At 61.6% G+C, this 17,912-nt stretch carries 16 protein-coding genes; 5 read left to right on the top strand and 11 right to left on the bottom strand.

What is annotated here, in order from left to right; genetic code table 11:
* Positions 1–100: 100 nt before the first annotated feature.
* Both ACM0PK_RS07675 and ACM0PK_RS07670 read right to left on the bottom strand, forming a co-directional pair.
* Positions 101–898: a siderophore-interacting protein gene (locus ACM0PK_RS07675; protein WP_329848167.1), complete on the bottom strand. Its 798-nt coding sequence runs from the start codon at positions 896–898 to the stop codon at positions 101–103.
* Between the two features lie 59 nt (positions 899–957).
* Positions 958–1,518 (bottom strand): PadR family transcriptional regulator, encoded by a 561-nt coding sequence (locus ACM0PK_RS07670; RefSeq protein WP_414607006.1) that lies wholly within the window; start codon positions 1,516–1,518, stop codon positions 958–960.
* 566 nt (positions 1,519–2,084) lie between these two features.
* Between ACM0PK_RS07670 and aceE the strand changes: the two genes are divergently transcribed.
* Positions 2,085–4,772, top strand: a complete 2,688-nt coding sequence (aceE, locus tag ACM0PK_RS07665) for a pyruvate dehydrogenase (acetyl-transferring), homodimeric type (RefSeq protein ID WP_088496216.1) — start codon at positions 2,085–2,087, stop codon at positions 4,770–4,772.
* Positions 4,773–4,815: 43 nt separating this feature from the next.
* On the opposite strand, the gene ACM0PK_RS07660 is transcribed toward aceE, so the two are convergent.
* The 6 genes from ACM0PK_RS07660 to ACM0PK_RS07635 all read right to left on the bottom strand — a co-directional run bounded on the left by ACM0PK_RS07660 (position 4,816) and on the right by ACM0PK_RS07635 (position 11,422).
* On the bottom strand, positions 4,816–5,814 hold the full coding sequence (locus ACM0PK_RS07660; RefSeq protein ID WP_414607005.1) for a DNA cytosine methyltransferase: 999 nt from the start codon (positions 5,812–5,814) through the stop codon (positions 4,816–4,818).
* Between the two features lie 4 nt (positions 5,815–5,818).
* Entirely contained in the window at positions 5,819–7,606 is a 1,788-nt protein-coding gene (locus ACM0PK_RS07655) for an ATP-dependent nuclease (protein WP_414607004.1), read from the bottom strand.
* 436 nt (positions 7,607–8,042) lie between these two features.
* Positions 8,043–8,411 carry a hypothetical protein gene (locus ACM0PK_RS07650; protein WP_414607003.1) on the bottom strand — a complete coding sequence of 123 codons (369 nt, stop codon included), beginning with the start codon at positions 8,409–8,411 and terminating at the stop codon, positions 8,043–8,045.
* 487 nt (positions 8,412–8,898) lie between these two features.
* Positions 8,899–9,114 (bottom strand): hypothetical protein, encoded by a 216-nt coding sequence (locus ACM0PK_RS07645; protein ID WP_414607002.1) that lies wholly within the window; start codon positions 9,112–9,114, stop codon positions 8,899–8,901.
* 91 nt (positions 9,115–9,205) lie between these two features.
* Complete coding sequence (locus ACM0PK_RS07640) at positions 9,206–10,531, bottom strand: XVIPCD domain-containing protein (RefSeq protein WP_414607001.1); 1,326 nt, start codon at positions 10,529–10,531, stop codon at positions 9,206–9,208.
* 21 nt (positions 10,532–10,552) lie between these two features.
* Positions 10,553–11,422, bottom strand: a complete 870-nt coding sequence (locus tag ACM0PK_RS07635) for a hypothetical protein (RefSeq protein WP_414607000.1) — start codon at positions 11,420–11,422, stop codon at positions 10,553–10,555.
* 215 nt (positions 11,423–11,637) lie between these two features.
* On the opposite strand from ACM0PK_RS07635, the gene ACM0PK_RS07630 reads away from it, so the two are divergent.
* From ACM0PK_RS07630 to ACM0PK_RS07615, 4 genes are all read left to right on the top strand, one after another.
* Positions 11,638–12,564, top strand: a complete 927-nt coding sequence (locus tag ACM0PK_RS07630; RefSeq protein ID WP_414606999.1) for an XVIPCD domain-containing protein — start codon at positions 11,638–11,640, stop codon at positions 12,562–12,564.
* Complete coding sequence (locus ACM0PK_RS07625; protein ID WP_414606998.1) at positions 12,561–13,196, top strand: hypothetical protein; 636 nt, start codon at positions 12,561–12,563, stop codon at positions 13,194–13,196. The genes ACM0PK_RS07630 and ACM0PK_RS07625 overlap by 4 nt, the downstream gene beginning before the upstream one ends.
* Positions 13,197–13,376: 180 nt before the next feature.
* The gene (locus tag ACM0PK_RS07620) at positions 13,377–14,210 is read left to right on the top strand and encodes an XVIPCD domain-containing protein (RefSeq protein ID WP_423171126.1); all 834 of its coding nucleotides are present in this window, start codon (positions 13,377–13,379) and stop codon (positions 14,208–14,210) included.
* Positions 14,211–14,395: 185 nt separating this feature from the next.
* Positions 14,396–15,541, top strand: coding sequence for a YncE family protein (locus tag ACM0PK_RS07615; RefSeq protein ID WP_414606996.1), 1,146 nt, complete (start codon positions 14,396–14,398; stop codon positions 15,539–15,541).
* A gap of 50 nt (positions 15,542–15,591) precedes the next feature.
* Here the strand turns inward: ACM0PK_RS07615 and ACM0PK_RS07610 are convergent, their stop codons facing one another.
* The 3 genes from ACM0PK_RS07610 to ACM0PK_RS07600 all read right to left on the bottom strand — a co-directional run bounded on the left by ACM0PK_RS07610 (position 15,592) and on the right by ACM0PK_RS07600 (position 17,907).
* Positions 15,592–16,653 (bottom strand): MrcB family domain-containing protein, encoded by a 1,062-nt coding sequence (locus tag ACM0PK_RS07610; RefSeq protein WP_414606995.1) that lies wholly within the window; start codon positions 16,651–16,653, stop codon positions 15,592–15,594.
* A 294-nt stretch (positions 16,654–16,947) separates the two neighbouring features.
* Positions 16,948–17,352 (bottom strand): XVIPCD domain-containing protein, encoded by a 405-nt coding sequence (locus tag ACM0PK_RS07605; protein ID WP_374082968.1) that lies wholly within the window; start codon positions 17,350–17,352, stop codon positions 16,948–16,950.
* A gap of 75 nt (positions 17,353–17,427) precedes the next feature.
* Positions 17,428–17,907 (bottom strand): nuclear transport factor 2 family protein, encoded by a 480-nt coding sequence (locus tag ACM0PK_RS07600; protein ID WP_414606994.1) that lies wholly within the window; start codon positions 17,905–17,907, stop codon positions 17,428–17,430.
* Positions 17,908–17,912 lie beyond the last annotated feature (5 nt).

The raw sequence follows: 17,912 nt of genomic DNA, 5'->3' as shown, positions 1-17,912 counted from the left end.
CGAAAAGCAGCCGAGCGTGGGCTCGGCTCTACATGGTCAAGGGCGTGCGGACCAACGGTCCGCACCCACCAAGCAGGGTCCGCACCCACCGGCTGCCCGGTCAATCGCCGTCGGTTTCGTCCGGGTGGGCCTTCCAGTAGCCGGTGGAACGAATCCAGTCGCGTGGCACACCCAGGTGGCCTTCGATGAACTTGCGCATCATCCGTGCGCGGCGAGATTCGGTGGCGATCCAGTAGAAGACATCGCCGTCCGGGGCCTCGAAGTCGGTCAGCATGTCTTCCAGCAGGGTGCTGCTGGCCGCCGGGAAGCCGTTGCGCTCCAGCCAGTGGATGCGCACGTTCTCGTACTGCGGCAGGTCCTGGCGCTCGTCCTCGTCGCGCACTTCGATGAAGGCCTGCACCTCGGCACTGTCCGGCAGCACGTCCAGCCAGCGGGCGATGGCCGGCAGTGCGGTTTCATCGCCGATCAGCACGTAGGCGTCGTAGGTGTCGGCCACCACGAACGAGCCGCGCGGACCGCCGATCACCAGCACGTCGCCCGGCTGTGCGCGTTCGGCCCATGGCCCGGCCACGCCCTGGTCGTGCAGCACGAAGTCGATGGCCAGCTCGCCGGCTTCGTGGTCCCACCAGCGCGGGGTGTAGTCGCGCGAGGGCGAAGGCACCTTGCCGTCCGGGTAGCTGCGGCCTTCGGCGGTCAGCACCGGCAGCACCATCTCGCCCGCAGCGTTGGGGAAGAACAGCTTGATGTGGTCGTCGGCGCCGGGCGAATCGAAGCCGGCCAGGTCGTCGCCACCCAGCACGATGCGGCGCATGTGCGGGGTGACCTCTTCAGTGCGCAGCACGGTCAGTTCACGGAAGCGCACATCCAGGCGCAGGCGCGTGTTGTTGTGTTCGGTCATGGGGGTTACCTGTAAAGGTGTCGCGCGGGGCGCGCGGCGTAGGGGAGACCTGGCTGGCGTCAGTCTGGCTGGGTCGTTGAAATCGGTGGTTGCCCGCTACCGACCGTACCGTTGAGCAGGGCTGAGGCCCGCGTCAGCAGCGCCGCCACTTCGTCCGCCTCACCCTCGGCCCAGCGGCCGTGGTGGTGCACCAGCGCCCGCTTGAACTCGCGCAGGGCCGCGGCCAGCGGCGGCGGCAGCGAGGCCTTGGTGATCTCGCGGGCACGGTCGAAGGCACGCCGCTGCGCCAGGCGCACCTGGGTGCGCTGCACCTTCAGCTCGAACTCGCCGGCAGCGGTGATGCGGAAGATCCGCTTGCCATCCACTTCCTCGGCCTCGATCCAGCCGGCCTGCTCGAAGCTGGCCAGCAGCGGGTACATGGTGCCGGCGCTGGGCGTGTAGGCCTGCATGAACTGGTTGCTGATCAGCTGCATCAGCTCGTAGCCATGGCGCGGCTGCTCGCCGATCAGAGCCAGCACCAGCAGGCGCAGGTCACCGCGGCTCAGCACGCGTGGCTGGCCGTTGCGGCGGGGCACCGCCGAATCGGTGGAACGGGCTCTAGGAGAGGGGCTTCGACTCATTTCGATATATCGGTAAACGAGTGTGCAAACGATATATCGATATGTCGAAAGCGACAACACTCGATCCGGCCACAAGCGGGTCTGTTTTGGGCCACGGCGGGCGGCGCGCGTAGAAACGGGGCGCCCTTCGCAGGGCGCCCCGGCAGCAACTGTGGAAGGGAGCGGGGCCTTGGGGCCAGCACTCGGTCTCTACCCTGCGGCCGCCAGCGGCGCACTTCCAGTGCCGGATGCGGCATGTTGCCGCTGGTTCAGTGCCCGGCGCCGGAAGCGGCCGACCCCGACACCAAACCTGCCCCAGAAGCGTCATCGGCAGCAGTAACACTGCGTCCTGCGCATGGACGCAGCGGGCCTGATGCGACAGCGGGGCGCCGGCCGCAAGAGGCCGTAGCGGCCGGAAACAGGGGCCTGTCCTGCTGCTGGACAGGGCGGGACATGCCTTGCGGACACTGGCCGCATGCATCCATACGCCTGCGTAGCCAAGTGACGAAAGCCCTTGGTGCGCTACACTTTGCGGTCTAGAAATCTATACAACAGTCGCGCGCGTGCGTGCGGTTATGGGAGCGCTAATGAACTGGTTGAACGAGGTGCTGAACAACGACCCGAATCCTGTGGAAACCCAGGAGTGGATCGAGTCGTTGAAGGCCGTTATTGATGTCGAGGGCTCCGAGCGCGCGCATCAGCTGCTGGAAGGCATGGTGGAACTGACCCGTCGTTCGGGCGCCTACCTGCCGTTCTCTCCCACCACCGAATACGTCAATACCATCGAACCGCAGTTCGAGGCCAAGAGCCCGGGCAATGCCGAGCTGGAATGGCGCATCCGTTCCATCATCCGCTGGAACGCGATGGCCACCGTGGTGCGCGCCAACCGCAAGCCGGGTGACCTGGGCGGCCACATCGCCTCGTTCGCCTCCGGCGCTACCCTGTACGACGTGGGCTTCAATCACTTCTGGCGCGCCCCGAGCGAAAACCACCCGGGCGACCTGCTGTTCATCCAGGGCCACAGCGCCCCGGGCATCTACGCGCGTTCCTTCCTGGAAGGCCGCATCAGCGAAGAGCAGCTGGACAAGTTCCGCATGGAAGTGGACGGCGGTGGCCTGTCCTCGTACCCGCACCCGTGGCTGATGCCGGACTACTGGCAGACCCCAACCGTGTCGATGGGCCTGGGCCCGCTGGCCGCCATCTACCAGGCGCAGTTCATGCGCTACCTGGAAAACCGTGGCCTGATCGAGAAGTCCGACCGCAAGGTGTGGTGCTTCATCGGCGACGGCGAGAGCGACGAGCCGGAAACCCTGGGTGCCATCGCCCTGGCCGGCCGTGAAGGCCTGGACAACCTGATCTTCGTGGTGAACTGCAACCTGCAGCGCCTGGATGGCCCGGTGCGCGGCAACGGCAAGATCATCCAGGAACTGGAAGGCGTGTTCCGTGGCGGCGGCTGGAACGTGATCAAGCTGCTGTGGGGCGGTTACTGGGATGCCCTGCTGGCCAAGGACACCAACGGCGTCCTGAAGAAGCTGATGATGGAAACCGTCGACGGCGAATACCAGAACTGCAAGGCCTTCGGCGGCGCGTATACCCGCGAGCATTTCTTCGGCAAGTACCCGGAAACCGCCGCGATGGTCGCCGGCCTGAGCGACGACGACATCTGGCGCCTGAACCGTGGTGGCCACGACCCGCACAAGGTGTACGCCGCCTACCACCAGGCCGTGAACACCAAGGGCATGCCGACCGTCATCCTGGCCAAGACCGTGAAGGGTTACGGCATGGGCAGCGCCGGTGAGGCACTGAACCCGACCCACCAGACCAAGAAGCTGGACGACGAAGCGGTGCGCCACTTCCGCGACCGCTTCAACATTCCGGTGACCGACGCGCAGCTGGCCGACGGCCAGGTGCCGTTCTACCACCCGGGCCCGGATTCGCCGGAAGTGCAGTACCTGCAGGAACGCCGTGCCGCGCTGGGCGGTTACCTGCCGCAGCGCCGCCGCAAAGCCGACAAGACCTTCGTGGCGCCGAAGCTGGAAGCCTACGAGCGCCTGCTGAAGAGCAGCGGCGAGCGCAGCTACTCCACCACCATGGCCTTCGTGCAGAGCCTGAACATCACCCTGCGCGACAAGGAACTGGGCCCGCACATCGTGCCGATCGTGGCCGACGAAGCCCGTACCTTCGGCATGGAAGGCCTGTTCCGCCAGATCGGCATCTACGCGCCGTTCGGCCAGAAGTACAAGCCGGTGGACGCCGACCAGCTGATGTTCTACCGCGAAGACCAGAGCGGCCAGGTGCTGCAGCAGGGCATCAGCGAGCCGGGCGCGATCAGCTCGTGGATGGCGGCCGGTACCAGCTACTCGGTCAGCAACGTGCCGATGCTGCCGTTCTACATCTATTACTCGATGTTCGGCTTCCAGCGCGTGGGCGACATCGCCTGGCAGGCCGCCGACATGCGTACCCGCGGCTTCCTGCTGGGTGGCACCGCCGGCCGCACCACGCTGAACGGTGAAGGCCTGCAGCACGAAGATGGCTTCAGCCATCTGGTGGCCGGTGGCATCCCGAACGTGCGCAGCTACGACCCGACCTTCGGCTTCGAAGTGACGGTGATCCTGCAGCACGGCACCAAGCGCATGATGGAAGACCAGGTGGACGAGTATTACTACGTCACCCTGATGAACGAGAACTACACCCACCCGGAAATGCCGGAAGGCGCGGCCGAAGGCATCGTCAAGGGCATGTACCTGCTGACCGACGCCGGCAAGCCGAAGAAGGGCGAGCTGCGCGTGCAGCTGCTGGGTTCGGGCACCATCCTGCGCGAAGCCATTGCCGCGGCCGAGCTGCTGGACAAGGACTTCGGCGTGACCGCCGACATCTGGAGCTGCCCGAGCTTCAACGAACTGCGTCGCGATGGTTTCGACGTGGAGCGTGCCAACCGCCTGCATCCGGAAGGTGAGCAGCGCAAGGCCTACGTGACCCAGCTGCTGGAAGGCCGCCAGGGCCCGGCGATTGCCGCCACCGACTACGTGCGTGCGTATGCGGACCAGATCCGTGCGTTCGTGCCGATGTCGTACACCGTGCTGGGTACCGATGGTTTCGGCCGCTCGGATACGCGTGCGAACCTGCGCCGGTTCTTTGAGGTTGACCGGTACTACATCGCCCATGCCGCGATTGCGGCGCTGGCGAAGGAAGGGAAGATGACCGCGAAGGATGTGGCTCGGGCGATCAAGCAGTACAAGATTGATCCGGAGAAGGCTAATCCTGTTGGGGTTTGATTTCTTCAGTCGAGGAGAAAAGGGCGGCCTATGGCCGCCCTTTTTATTGTTTGGTTACAAGGGCTTTGGCGTGTGCGCAGATCATTGGAGGAGGCAAGGCATTGCCTATCATCAATGCGATTGCTTCTTTGCCGTGGCTTGCTTCAAACTGGTAGTCGGCTGGAAAACCTTGAAGTAGTGCTGCTTCTCTAAGCGTAATGGCTCGGTTTTCATCAGGGTGCAGAAAACGTCCCTTTGAAGGATTGTGGCATCCGCTAGTAATGGTTGGCGCTGGCTTTGACCAGGCCATTCTGCCGTATACATCACTAAATCCCGAGGTCCGCTGATGGCATTGGAGTACCAGGTCGTCCGGTAGGTCCGATCGGCTTCCTCCATTTCTGGGGATTTTATTAATCAATTTCATGACATGCGGAGCATGGGCTGTCCGCATTTGATGAAGTTTATCATTGGAAGCAATGTCAGAGTTCTGAAGGGCGTCTCTGACGGTGGGACGACTTTCGGAAACGCATGGTAGGCTGGGCTTCTGGCCTAGCGAGGCGAGCATAATCAATCGTTTCCGTCTCTGCGCGACTCCATAGTCGTTTGCGTCGATCACCCCTTCAACAATCTCGTAACCTTCTGCTTCAAGGCCCCGAATTAAATCCTGCCAAATTGGCTGGCGCCTTAATCCCGGAACGTTCTCAAGCAATAGATGTCGAGGCTTGAGGGCTTTAGCATAGTCAAGAAAGATCATTGCGAGATCGTTTCTTGGATCGCTATTGCTTCTTGCGCCATTTTTTGTCCGAATGCGGGAGAAACCCTGGCATGGAGGGCAGGCAGCAAGAAGATCCAGTTTTCCCTTCTTCATTCGGATTGATCTCATAAGCGAAACTGGGTCTGTCTCGCGAATGTCACCTTGAATTAAGGAGACATCTTTGTGGTTGAGTCTATACGTATGAGCTGCTTTGGGGTCGATCTCGACGCCAGCTAAGACCTGAAATCCAGCCATTTTTAGGCCTAGCGTTAATCCGCCGCAGCCTGAGAATAGATCAATCGCAGTCATTCGCTTAATCATTGGATGTGCGCCAGGTCAAGATGAATTTTTCCAGCTTTCGAGACACCTCAATTATATCCAAATTTCCGGAAGAATTTTTGGAAATCTCATATCCTGCAATTTCTACGATCTGACTCGCGCCAGCGCCAGGTACAGATTTTGCTAAGTGATCATAGAGCGCAGTTTTGGCTGCACTGCTAGTGCCATCTAGCTTATCAATTAGGTCAGGAAATGCTCCTCTGATAACGATTTCTTCGGGAACAGAGTGGGGTAGAAAATCAACTCGCTCGCTTATCCAGCGAATGTAATTCTTCTGCGCCGCAATCTTCTTGACGTTTAAATTTTCATCATTTCCGCCGCTAAGATATAGCGACGGGGTGGTTCCAATGGACGCTTGAATAAGCTCTCCAAGCCTGGGTTCATCTGTCGGTGCGAGCATCCCCAAATCAGGCAAGGGAACTCGAAGTGAATGATCGCCATCAAGAAGTACAAAAGTATCGTCCTTCGCAGCCATTGCAGACGGCGCGTAATGGGCGAGAATCATATCGGCACCGCCAGGTACAACTACAACTTCAATAACGTCTGATTCGCCTGCCGGCAGCATTCTCCGAGCGATATCGACAATTCGTTTCGCAAGCTCATCCTCCACGATTACGCGAAGTTTACCTTCATTCTTCTTTCCCAGTCGATTGAAGGCAGTTAGGGCGGAAGAAGATTTTGTTATTGTTACTTTGCCGTCGGGAGTCGATTCCAGTACCTTGATTGCATGGTCTGGAAGGCTGGAAAGAAACTCTGCTGAATGCGTGGATATGACGACTTGAGCTTTTTTTAGTTTTATGCAATGAAGAATAAAGTGGAGAAACCTAACCTGTGCACCGGGATGTAATGATGTTTCTGGCTCGTCCAGTAGAATGAGAGAGAACTCGCTTGCCGCTAAGAGCTTGACCACAGAGCTGACAATTGCTACTTCGCCGCTTCCAGCAAATGCTTCAGAATAACGAAGTGACTTTCTTTCAAATACCACGCTGATGTCCTGGCCTCTGTATCCAGGATAGAGAGTGTGTCTGACAATCGTAGCTGAATCGTACGGGTGTCCAAGGATGTGTCTAACCCACTTCAATTCTTCTGTAGAGAGCCTTCTATTCTCGAAAACTCTCTCTCTGTTCCAGAGGACTAGGCTTTTGCTGTTCTTGTCGATAACATCCTTGAGCCGTCTTGCTTCGCGAAGCATTGCTGCATGCTTTTCTTCCTTTGTTTGTCCCGTTTCAAAGTAGAAGAATCTATCAAAGGCACTAATCTCTGCCTTGAAATTAATATGAACAACTGAGCGGTCTACCGGAAGCCACCTGTCGGAAGCCGCGCCGGCTGGGGCGGGGGCTGGCAAGGGGATCATTCCATCGCCGATTACGATTTTTGTCGGCTCCCAGTAGTCAAGCTTAGTGCCACTCCGGACTCTTGCTTTCCTCGTCTCAACGAATGACTTGGTTGCTTCATTCCAGTGAGAATAGATGTATCTAGAAACACCTAGTCCTTTCCCTTCAATAATTGGGTCAAGCTCGGTAGAGAACCAAAAATCTCGGGTCGTCTGGCCGTCTGGAGCGCCATAAAGTGCATGCAGTACGGAGCTCTTCCCGCTACCATTTGCTCCGACTAGTATTGTAAGTGGAAAGTCAAAATGAATGACGGTCCCCGGCTCAATGTTCTTGAAGTTCGGGAATCGTATACTGCCGATGAACTTGCTGAGAGGTGCTCCCGGCTCGAACTTTGAAATTGCTTCAATAAGTTTCTTAATTTCCTTCAACTTGATTCCCCTCGGGCGCTCCTGCCGCTGGCGGACAATGTATCAGAACGACTAGAGATCATGGACGCTCGGCGCGTCAATTGATGTCTAATTGCTGCCGTGGGCCAGGCTTGGATGACTCGAAGGCGTCTTTTCTGCTTGGAGCCGTTGCTCAGGAGATTCCAAGCCGTCAAGCGTAGTGCCCGAAGTTCCGCGGAGGGTTGTCAATGCCCAGTTTCGCTCAACGGCTAGGATTGGAGTAGGGGATTCAAGTGATTGCCCTATTTTCTAAGCAGCTCAGTGCTTCACTAAGGTCTAAGGTACCTCCTTCGAGCGAGAAGCTGGTGTCAATCAGGTCCTAGCATGGATACGATTGCGGAGAGTAGTTGAAGGAGTGGACTTCACCGCGCGACGACTGAATTGGAGCTGTGTGAAGCAGTTTTCTCGTGGAAGACGTCTAATCCCGCACCTGCAACCGATCAGCCACCTGCGCAGTCAACGCCACACAAGCCATCTTCAACCCCTCCATCACCCGATCGCCCAGGTACTCCTCGGGCGCGCCGTTCTGCCGAGTGCGCTCCGCAGCCAACATCAGCTCCGCCACCACGCGCAGCCCCGCCAGCGCGCAATCCGCATCCGCCAGCTGTAGACACCGCCCAGGCAGTTGATGCCGTTCCGGCCAAGGCTGGCCATCCGCAGCTGCACCAGTTCCGATGCGGCGTAGCGTGGCGACGAAGGCGTTGGGATCGACGGACGGTTCGCGCTCGGGTTCGGCGTTGTCCGGATCGTACTGCGCGTGCAGGGAACGGAAGTCCGATGTGTTCATGGCAATGCTCCGTACAGGACAGATAGCAGCGCCACCGATAGAGGCGGCGGACGGTGCGTGTCTCGAAAACCGGTGAATACCCAATCCGGCGGGTCCGAGGACCCCCACGCACCGCCCGCCATGGATCGCGAACGGATTGCCAGCCGGCGCCATCCGAAGATGACGCCGACTGGCAAGCGCAAAGCACTGGGTATTCAGACGGGTTTTCGAGTCCCGCGCCACCTAGTGCGAGGTGGCATGCCAAGGTGTACTCGCATGGCTGCGAGATGCCAAGGAACCGTAGGCCGCAGAGACCGCAAATGCTGACGCTTACGGCATTGTTGCATGGCGAGCGCGTGGCAGAACCCTTGCGGTGCAGTGGTTTCGGCCGGTGTTAAGTTACCGCCCGGATGCGCTTCAAAAAGTACGGTTTGCAGCCGTGTAGGATCCCAAAAGCGACACCTAGCCCGCTGGGCTGATACGCGCAGCGTGCCGATTGCGACACGGCTTAACTTTGCAGCGCCACGCCCGGCCGTGGCCACAGCGCATCGTCGCGCTCCAGGTCGTAGTCGCTGCCGAACGCCAGCGCCGCCTCGTGTGGCGGAAGGTCTGCGTAGCAACCCAGCAGGTACTCATCCACGCCGGCGTCGCCATGATCGATGGCGAACAAGTAGAGAAGCTCCCTGTCGAAGGCTTCCAGCCATACGGGGTCGATCTTGGTCATGGTCATCCTCCCGAAGTAGGGGAGGATGACCTGGGGAGGTCTCAGGGGCTGCGACCTCCGGCCCCAAGGGAGGCCGCCTCAACCTGGGCGGTCAGCCCATGCGCATGGCGTGGCTCTGTTGTTCCTGCGTACGTGCATCCAGCGCCTGCTGCTCATTCTGGCGGGCGAGCTCGCGCTGATCGCCCACCACAGCCAGTTGCTGCAGCGACCCAGCCACCGGCGTTTGTGCAGCCACGGCAGTGGGCATCCCTGCACGCAGATGGGCGGGGTCAGATAGGTCGCCTTGTACAACAAAGATGGTGTGACCCGCCGGCTGATTGGCCGTGGCGTTGCTCAGCACCACATGGTCCACCTGTTCCAGACCCTGCTCGCGTGCCTTCACTGTCAGGCTGGCGGCGAGGTTCTCACTGGTCGCGTCGAAGGGGCGGCCGTGCTTCTCGTCCAGTGCAGCGACGCCCTGGCGAATCTGCTGATGGAGCGCGTAGTCCGGGCTGCCTGGCGCTATCGCCGCGATGCGGCGTCCTTCCGTAAAGAGAGGCTCGTGTTCCTGCGTAGACACCACGCGTGGGCTCTTGGCGATCTCTCTGTAGGGATCTTCAGGATGAAACTGCTTCGCCTTGACCTCGCGCTCCAGGCGAACCTCGCGGGTCTCGTTCAACGCGGATATCTCGGTGGGATCGGTCTCTTTGGTTGTTCTATCGAGTGGGGGAACGCCCACTGTGCGGTTCCAGCTGCCGTCTTGGGGGTCGTAGCTGTGGTAGTCGAACTTGGTACCAATCACGTTCGGATCTACGGCGTCGCGCTGCAGGAGCGCTGCGCCCTCGAACTTGCTCAGCTCAACGAAGTAGAAATGCCCAGCGGGCTGCGGCATATCCAGGTGCACGCTGACTGCCGTCTTGCCGGCACGGAATGCGCCGGCAGCGCTGTTGTCCAGCATGTTCTGCCAGACCTTTTCGGCTGCCTGCTCGCCGCGTTTTTGCTCCGTGGACACCAGCAGCAAACGCGGCGTCCAGCAGTTCACATTGAGGTCGTTCGTTTCGAACGAAACATCGTGGGATTTGAGTGTGCTCGTGTAGGGCAGGTTGAGTGCCAGATCGGGCCTGCCGGCCTCCATCCAACTTTTGCGCTCCGCCAGATCGTTCCTGATCAGATCCTGGCCGAAGGTTTCTTGCCTGCGTTCGGTGAACGCTACGTTCTTCTCGTTGCCGAACAGCGTGGCCTGCTGCTCGGCAACGGCGGTTGCGAAGCTGTTGGCCACCCGTCCGGGGAGGCTGTCGTTGCGCACAACACCCAATGCCAGCAGTCCATAGCCATCATTGTCGGGAAGCTGCGCGAGATAGTTCCAATACAGCTCGCGATTTCCCTCCTTCGCGTAGGAGGACAGGACACGAATGTCCTTATCGGTAAGTCCGCTCATGATTCATCCTTGAGATGCGGTTCACGGCTGAACGCGATAGCGGCTGAGAAGATTACGCACGGTGGTTTCCAGGCGCTGCCAGTCGCTCAGCATGACGCGTGCATAGTTCATCTCGATGGCGATGCTGTCGCCCACATCCACGATGGAATGGCGGCACATTGCGATCTGGCCTTCTCCGGCGCGTTCAAGTGTCTTGCCCTGAATCGTGAGCCCGTCAGGAATGCGGTCTGCCGGGTCGCAGCTGATGAACGTTGTCAGTTGCCCCTCCGCCGAGCGGGCCACATACCAGTCTGGTTCCATCCCTGGGTTGTGCACGTAAGGCCTGCCCAGCGCAGCCTCCGAATCCTTTGCATAGGCTGCCATCAACGATGGGTCGATCGCATACGGCGTCAGACCCCAGCGTTCGGGTTGTGCAACGCGCAGCGCGAGGTTCTCTACCGGGTCCCTCCGCTCCAGTGATCCCGGCGCGCTGGTGGCTTCACTACTGGACCGACGCGCCAGATAGTTCTGGATGGGAACGCGATCGATGTATCTAAGCTCGACCAGCACCTGCCGCCGGCTGTCCTGCGTGCTGCGCACCGGGCGATCACCGGGGGGCGCTGCATCGAAATCCGGCCAGAACACCGTGAGCATGACGCCTCCATCGGCCAGAGGGCCCGTCTGGTTGTAGTAGAGGTTGGCCGGGAACATGAAGCGGTGCGGGCCAAGCCGAGCCTCTACCGGCTGCGTCGTGTAGGTCTGTCCGCCCACCGTACGTGGGCCGGTTGCGGTTTCGGACATGGGGGTTCCGTTCGGGTCCTTTTCCTTGGATGGGGCCTTCGCGCAGGCGGTGGTGCTGAGCACGGCCACCAGGGCGAAGTAGGCAAGCCGGCAAGCCGGTGCTCTGCTCATGGGCGATTCCCTTGCATGATCGAAACGACTATAGATCGGTGGAAAGGCAAGCTCCAGTCGTTGCCGGGACCTTGCTCACGCCCGGGTCCAGTACTGCACGCTGGCTCACATATTCAGCAAGTCGCGATCGGTGTCCTCAATTCCTCTACCTGCCTCCCATCCCACCTATGCCATCATCCGCCCAGGACCGCAGCACCCATCAAGGCTGAACAGGCATGGAGCAGGCAACACGCTACACCGTAACCCTTTATCTGGCCGCGCCCGGCACCCCGCTGAAAAGTGGGGGCATCTCGCCGCGCGGCCATATGTACCTGCAGGTTGTGGCGGGCGATGAGGCCCACAGCTACGGCTTCGCACCGCCACGCCAGGTGCCGGGCGAAACCCGCACCGGCGTGCAGTACGCGCAGGTGCGCCCCGACGATGCCGACGAGCATCTGGACCCGTACTACAGCCGCACCCTGGAAATCACCGAAGAGCACTACGGCTGCCTGCGTGATTTCGCCGAGGAACCGGCCGAGTTCGAATTCGATGTGGATCGCCCGGCCACCATCAATCGCTGCAGCGATTTCGTTTGGGCGGCCCTGCACTACGCCGGCCTGCATCCGCTGCCGGCGCCGCTGGATGGGGGCAGCAACCTGGGCGAGTTCGCGGTGCTGTTCAACCTGCCGGAGATCCAGTGCATCGCCGCGCCGTTCCCGGGCAGCAACCTGAATGCCGAAACCCATCATGCGATGCCCGAGCGCGAGGCCGAGCATCATCGCCAGGGCGACCGCGCCAGCGATGAGCCGCCGCCGACGCCGATTGAAGTGGCCGGCACGCTGCTGGACCCTTCGCACCCCGACCATCGCCTGTTCTCGCAGCTGATCCAGAAAGTGGCCGAGCTGGATGCCGCGCATGGGCGCCCGTTCGATGCGGCCAGCCAGCGCATCAGCGCCAGCCTGCTGGTGCTGGCCAAGCAGAACAACCTCTCGCGCGTGGACCACGTGCTGCTCAGCCGGCCGACGAAGAGCAGCCATGCGGCGGAGAGCATCTTCATCGTGCAGGGCGACCGCAACGACCCGGGGCACCGCCGCGCCAGCATCGCCACCGAGGTGGCGGCCAAGACCGATGTGGCCGATTCGCTGCGGTTGAAGGAGCAATGACGCGGCCAGCTCGGCGGGGGCTGGTGGTACTGGCGGTGCTGGGCGCGCTGGCGGCATGCCGTGCGTCACCTGCGCCTGAGGTTGCGCCGCCCCTGCTGACGCGCGCACAGGCCGAGGCGCGCACGGTTGTGCCGTTCACGCGGGCCGTGCAGTTGCAGAAGGCCGGTCGGATTGCCGAGGTCACCTTTGATTTGCCGGCGCCCCAGAAGCCGGCCATTCCGATCCTGAACATCGGGTTGCGGCTGCAGGATACCGATGGGCGCTCGTTGCTGGACGCGTGGGAGAAGATCAGGCTGGGAAAGCCACCCACGCGATTGCGCCTGGAGCGGATTGATGGCGGCGCACTTGGTCCTGTACAGCTATGGCAGAGCACTCCTGACGGGCGCGACTCACAGAGAATTCCAGAAGATGAGGTTGTGCGATATCTGGCTGATACAAGCTTGGATGACAACGCACTGATCGAGGCCGGTTTGCACTCGGATGAGATGCTGTATCAGGTGCTTCAGTTCGCACAGGTCGGTTGGCTGGAGCCGGGCCGGTATCGGTTGACAGTCGACCTGATGGAGGACCGCCCGCAGCTGGAAGGGCTCCAAGCTGAACTTATTGTTGGATATCAATCGCTAGGGAAGTAAGACATGAGCAAGGAAGCAGAGCGCTATACGGTCACGATTCATCTCGCCGCACCGGGCACGCCGAGAGTCGATGTCGGCGACGCGGGCCAGAAGAGATTGTTGGATCCGTCATTTGCCGGGCACATGTTTCTTTCGCTGGCGCGATCAAATGACCCGGTACCCGTGAGCAGGGGATTCACGATGGGGAACGACCGTGCGAATCCCTCGCTGGGCAAAGTCGATGACACGGATCTGCGGGTCTACGACAAGCCCCGCTTCGAGCGCACGATCGAGATCAGCAAGGAGCAGTACGACCGCATCCTCGAGTTCTCGGCGAACCCGAAGAAGCACGGCTTCGACATGGAGTACGACTTCTTCTCCAACGCGTGCACCGATTTCGCATGGGGTGCCCTGAACCACGCAGGCCTGCGCCCGGTCGGGCTGGCCGGGGAGATCAGCAACTACGAGGGCGCCACCAGGGTTCTGGACAACATCCGCGCCGTCAATGCCATTCCGCAGCAGGTGAAGGGCAGCGAACTGGACAGGGTGCAGTGGAACCCGATGCCGAAGCAGACCTTCCGCGAGTGGATGTTCACCGAGAACGGCGAGCAGTGGCGCGGCAACAGCGTGCTCGCGGCAAGCGGCACGCCCGCAGACCCGGCGCACGACGATCATACCCGCCTCAACCAGATCCACCAGCAGGTGGCCGACCTCGGCGCTTTCGGGGCGCGCAACGGCAATGTCAGCGCCAGCCTGCTCGCGCTGTCGAAGGAGCAGCAGTTCTCGCGCGTGGACGAGGTGGTGCTGGGCGAACAGCGCGGTGATATCGCACCGAAGTTGTTCATCGTGCAGGGGGACCGCAGTGACCCGGCACACCAGCGCGCCAGCATGCCGGCGGAGGTGGCTGCGCAGGCACCGGTGGAGGCCTCGTTCGATCGGGTCGCGCAGTTGCAGCAGAATGAGCCGCAGCGAGACGCGCAGCGCTTGCAGGAGGAGCAGCAGCTTCAGCAGAGCCACGGCCCACGGATGGCATAGCGGCGGGCGCAGCATCGAGGTCGAGCGTCGGCCATGCCCGCGCCGGCGCACGCCACGCCCCCCACCTGCTACCATTCCCCCGCATCCCCAGCCAGCCCACCCCGCGCAGACAGATGTGGGGCGGGCCGTCGCAGTACGGCCCAGCGAGCCAGGACACCTTCCCGTGCCCATTCAAGGACGCTCGCATGTTCAGTACTCCTCTCTTCCGCTCGGCCGCCCTGGCCGTTGCCGTTTCGCTCAGCCTCGGCGCGCCCTCGGCGTTCGCCGACAACGCACCCGCCGCCAGTGCCACCACCGCCGTGCAGCGCCAGGCCGTGGCCAAGGGCCTGTACGAGCTGGCCTACAGCCCGAAGCAGAACGCCGTGTTCGTGGCCTCGTCCGGCGGTTTCGGCGATGACGCCGGCCCGGCCCAGGTGCTGCGCCTGAACCCGGCCACGCTGGCCGTGGAAACCCGCATCCCGCTGGAGCGCAAGGCGTTCGGCGTGGTGCTGGATGACGCCCACGACCGCCTGTACGTGGGCAACACCGTGGACCTGTCGGTGACCGTGGTCGACACCGCGCAGAACAAGGCCGTCGGCACCCTCCAGCTGATGGAGAAGAAGACCGGCAAGGACGGCAAGGCCGCCTACACCCACGACCTGCGCGAGCTGGTGGTCGACAGCGCGGCCAACCGCCTGTACGTGACTGGCCACAGCAGCCAGCCGGACGTGAGCAGCGTGCTGTTCGTGATCGATACGAACACGCTGAAGGTGATCAACACCATCGACGGCCTGGGCAATGCCAAGGCGCCGGGCCTGGCGCTGGATGCGGCCAACAAGCGCGTCTACACCAGCAACCTGCTGGCCGACCTGGTGGTGGTGGGCACCGATTCGAACAAGGTGGTGGCGCAGCACAGGATCGCCGCCGAGCAGCCGATGAACATCGCGCTGGATCCGGACGGCAAGCGGCTGTTCGTGACCGACCAGGGCTCGGAATTCCTGCGTGGCTACCAGGCCAAGAGCAGCGGCCTGGTCAGCAAGCATCCTGGCCAGCGCGTGCTGGTGCTCGACCGCAGCACCGGCAAGGAACTGGCCAGCATCCCGACCGATGCCGGCCCGCTCGGCATCCTGCTGGATGCACCGCGTAAGCGCCTGTACGTGACCAATCGCGAAGCCGGTACGGTGACCGCGTACAACAGTGACAGCTACCAGAAGGTGGCGACCTACAAGGTACCGACCCACCCGAACAGCCTGGCGCTGGATGCGAAGAACAACGTGTTGTTCGTGAGCATCAAGAACGGCGAGAAGGATGACAAGGGCGCTGACGAGAGCGTGGCGCGGATTCAGCTGTAACGAGCAAGAGTCGGCCGCACTTGAGAGAAGCGCGGCCGACTCGTTGGGTTCTATGCAATACGATATCGATAGGCGAGAGCTTGCAGATTCGCATCTGAGATTGGCCACGGCTGCTGGATGTGCGCGGTTCCACCGGCGCAAACGGGTACGCCGTCGTGCGAGTGCAGTTGGATGCCATGGACGACGAACAGGCCATTGTTCGGATGATGCTTTAGGTGGTGCTGCACTTCGTTCTTGGTGAGCACGATGTCACCCAGTGCACCGGTAGTTCCCTTCACCTCGATGTAGTGAACCTGACCTTCCTTTCTGATCTCCAGATCGTAAGGGGCGGTGGCACTTGTATCCTTGATTTCATATCCCGCGCTGCCGAAGTGATCCTTGGCCAGTGCCATCGCCCGCAGCTCCACTGCACGGCGCTGAGGGTGAGTGAGCCCAAAGCCCTGCCCAGAATTCTTGCGACCCGAGGTGGCCTCTTCGATCGCCTCGACCACGGCAATAACATCTGGTGAAGTCTGGCCACTACGCTTCTGGGCCGGCTCGCCTCGATAGATGCTCTTCAGTAGACGCGCCATCGTGAGCATGTCGGCGCGCAATTGGTCATCGGATGGAACGTGATCCTTGGCGTAGAAATACGAGACGGCTGTGGTGCTTTCATAAGCCTTTGCCAGAGAACCGCTGCCCAAAGTCATTGATTTGAGCAGTCGCGGATTCGCGGTGATGTCATCATCAAGTATCTCCAAGGCCCATCCGGTTAGGCGCTGAGTCTCGCCCGGGGAACGCTTGATAAAATCGCCATCAATCTTCTCGGTGGAGGCATGGGAGACCGCTAGATAGACGCCGGAGCCATCCTCGCGGAACAGCCATACCACATACCATCCCTCGGTTGCGGTGGGCGAGCGCGCTTCAGATGCAAAACGAACCCACGGAACTTGGGACTTTCTGCCGATCCCATCACGCCCAACGAGCAAAAAATCCCCCGGCTCGATATCTGATGCAATGCGAAGTTGTTCGGCGCTCTCGCTAAGCAGCTTAGGCAGCCGATGCTTGATGATCTGGCCGCGCGCCTGCATGGCAGCTGTCGGCAATGAACTGTATTGAGGCTGCAGTTCCATCACGTTCTGCAATTCGTCCCTGATACCCACGACGCCCCCTGCGCTCTTTTCGATAGGCGCAATTAATGCATGCGGGGGTATCGATCCGCAATGCGTATCAAGCTGGAGCCATTGGCGCCAAGGCATGTCGTTTGTGGATGGTTTGGCGCGGATGTGGCCAGTAGCGCCCGTGGTTCGAGGTAAACGGGGCTACGGCCGGGATGGCTTGTGATTGGGCTGAATCTCAAGTAGGGCGCTGCAGTTCAGCGGGCGCCCTGATCAAGTGTTGGCCGGCTCTGAGCAGCGCCGGCGTGGTTACCCCATCCGCGGAGTGGGATTCTGCATTTCCTGCGCCTGCGCCTGCGCCTGCGCCTCGACGTGCGTCTGCGCACCCAGCCCCAACTTCTGCATCGACTGCTCCACCGGCGTCTGCGCCGCTACCGCGGTCGGCATCATCGCGCGCAGGTGCGCCGGATTGGCCGGGTCGCCCTGCACCACGAAGATGTTGTGTCCGGCCGGGTGCTGGGCCGTGGCGTTGCTGACCAGCACGTGGTCGACCTGCTGCAGGCCCTGTTCGCGGGCGAGCACGGTCAGGCTGGCGGTCAGGCGTTCGCTGGTCTGGTCGAACGCACGGCCATGCTGGGCGTCCAGTGCGGCCACGCCCTGACGGATCTGCTGGTTGAGGCCGTAGTCGGGGTGGTTGGGGGTGATTTCTGCCATGGCGATCGAACGGTAGCGGTGGGTCGGGGTGAACCCCGCCAGTATAGATCCGGCCGGTGAAGGGCACCGGAAAGGTCAGTCCGCCGGCCGATGGTCATAGCTGATCACCCGTTCGGCCAGCCAGTGCCCGTCCACGCGGCGCCAGACCTGGATGAAGCGGGCCTGGCCGGTCCAGCGTTCCACGCCGTCCTTGCCGCGCTCGTAAAAGCGGTGGTCGCCGGTTTCGAGCGCCCGCTCATCGTGCAGCGGAAACACCTGCAGCGAAGATTCCACGAGCTCGCGGCGCAGCTGCCAGCCATCCTCGCGCGCGCTGCTGCACAGGTTGGCCACGCTGTGGCGGAAGTCGTCGCGGCTGCTGGCCGACTTGCCGTCCTTGTCATGGAAGAACTCCATGTCGTCGGTCGTCATCGCCGCGGCCTTGTCGGCATCGCAGGCCTCGAAGGCCGCAGCGAAGAGCTGGGTATCGGCCTGGCGGATCTGCACGCGCAGGGTGTCGGCGGGCGCTGGCATGGCAACGAGGCCGGCGGCCAGCAAGGGTAGGGTGAGCGGCAGCATGGTGA

Source organism: Stenotrophomonas sp. FR010, assembly GCF_047520755.2.
Lineage (GTDB): Bacteria > Pseudomonadota > Gammaproteobacteria > Xanthomonadales > Xanthomonadaceae > Stenotrophomonas > Stenotrophomonas sepilia.
This window is presented reverse-complemented; position numbering and strand designations above follow the sequence as displayed.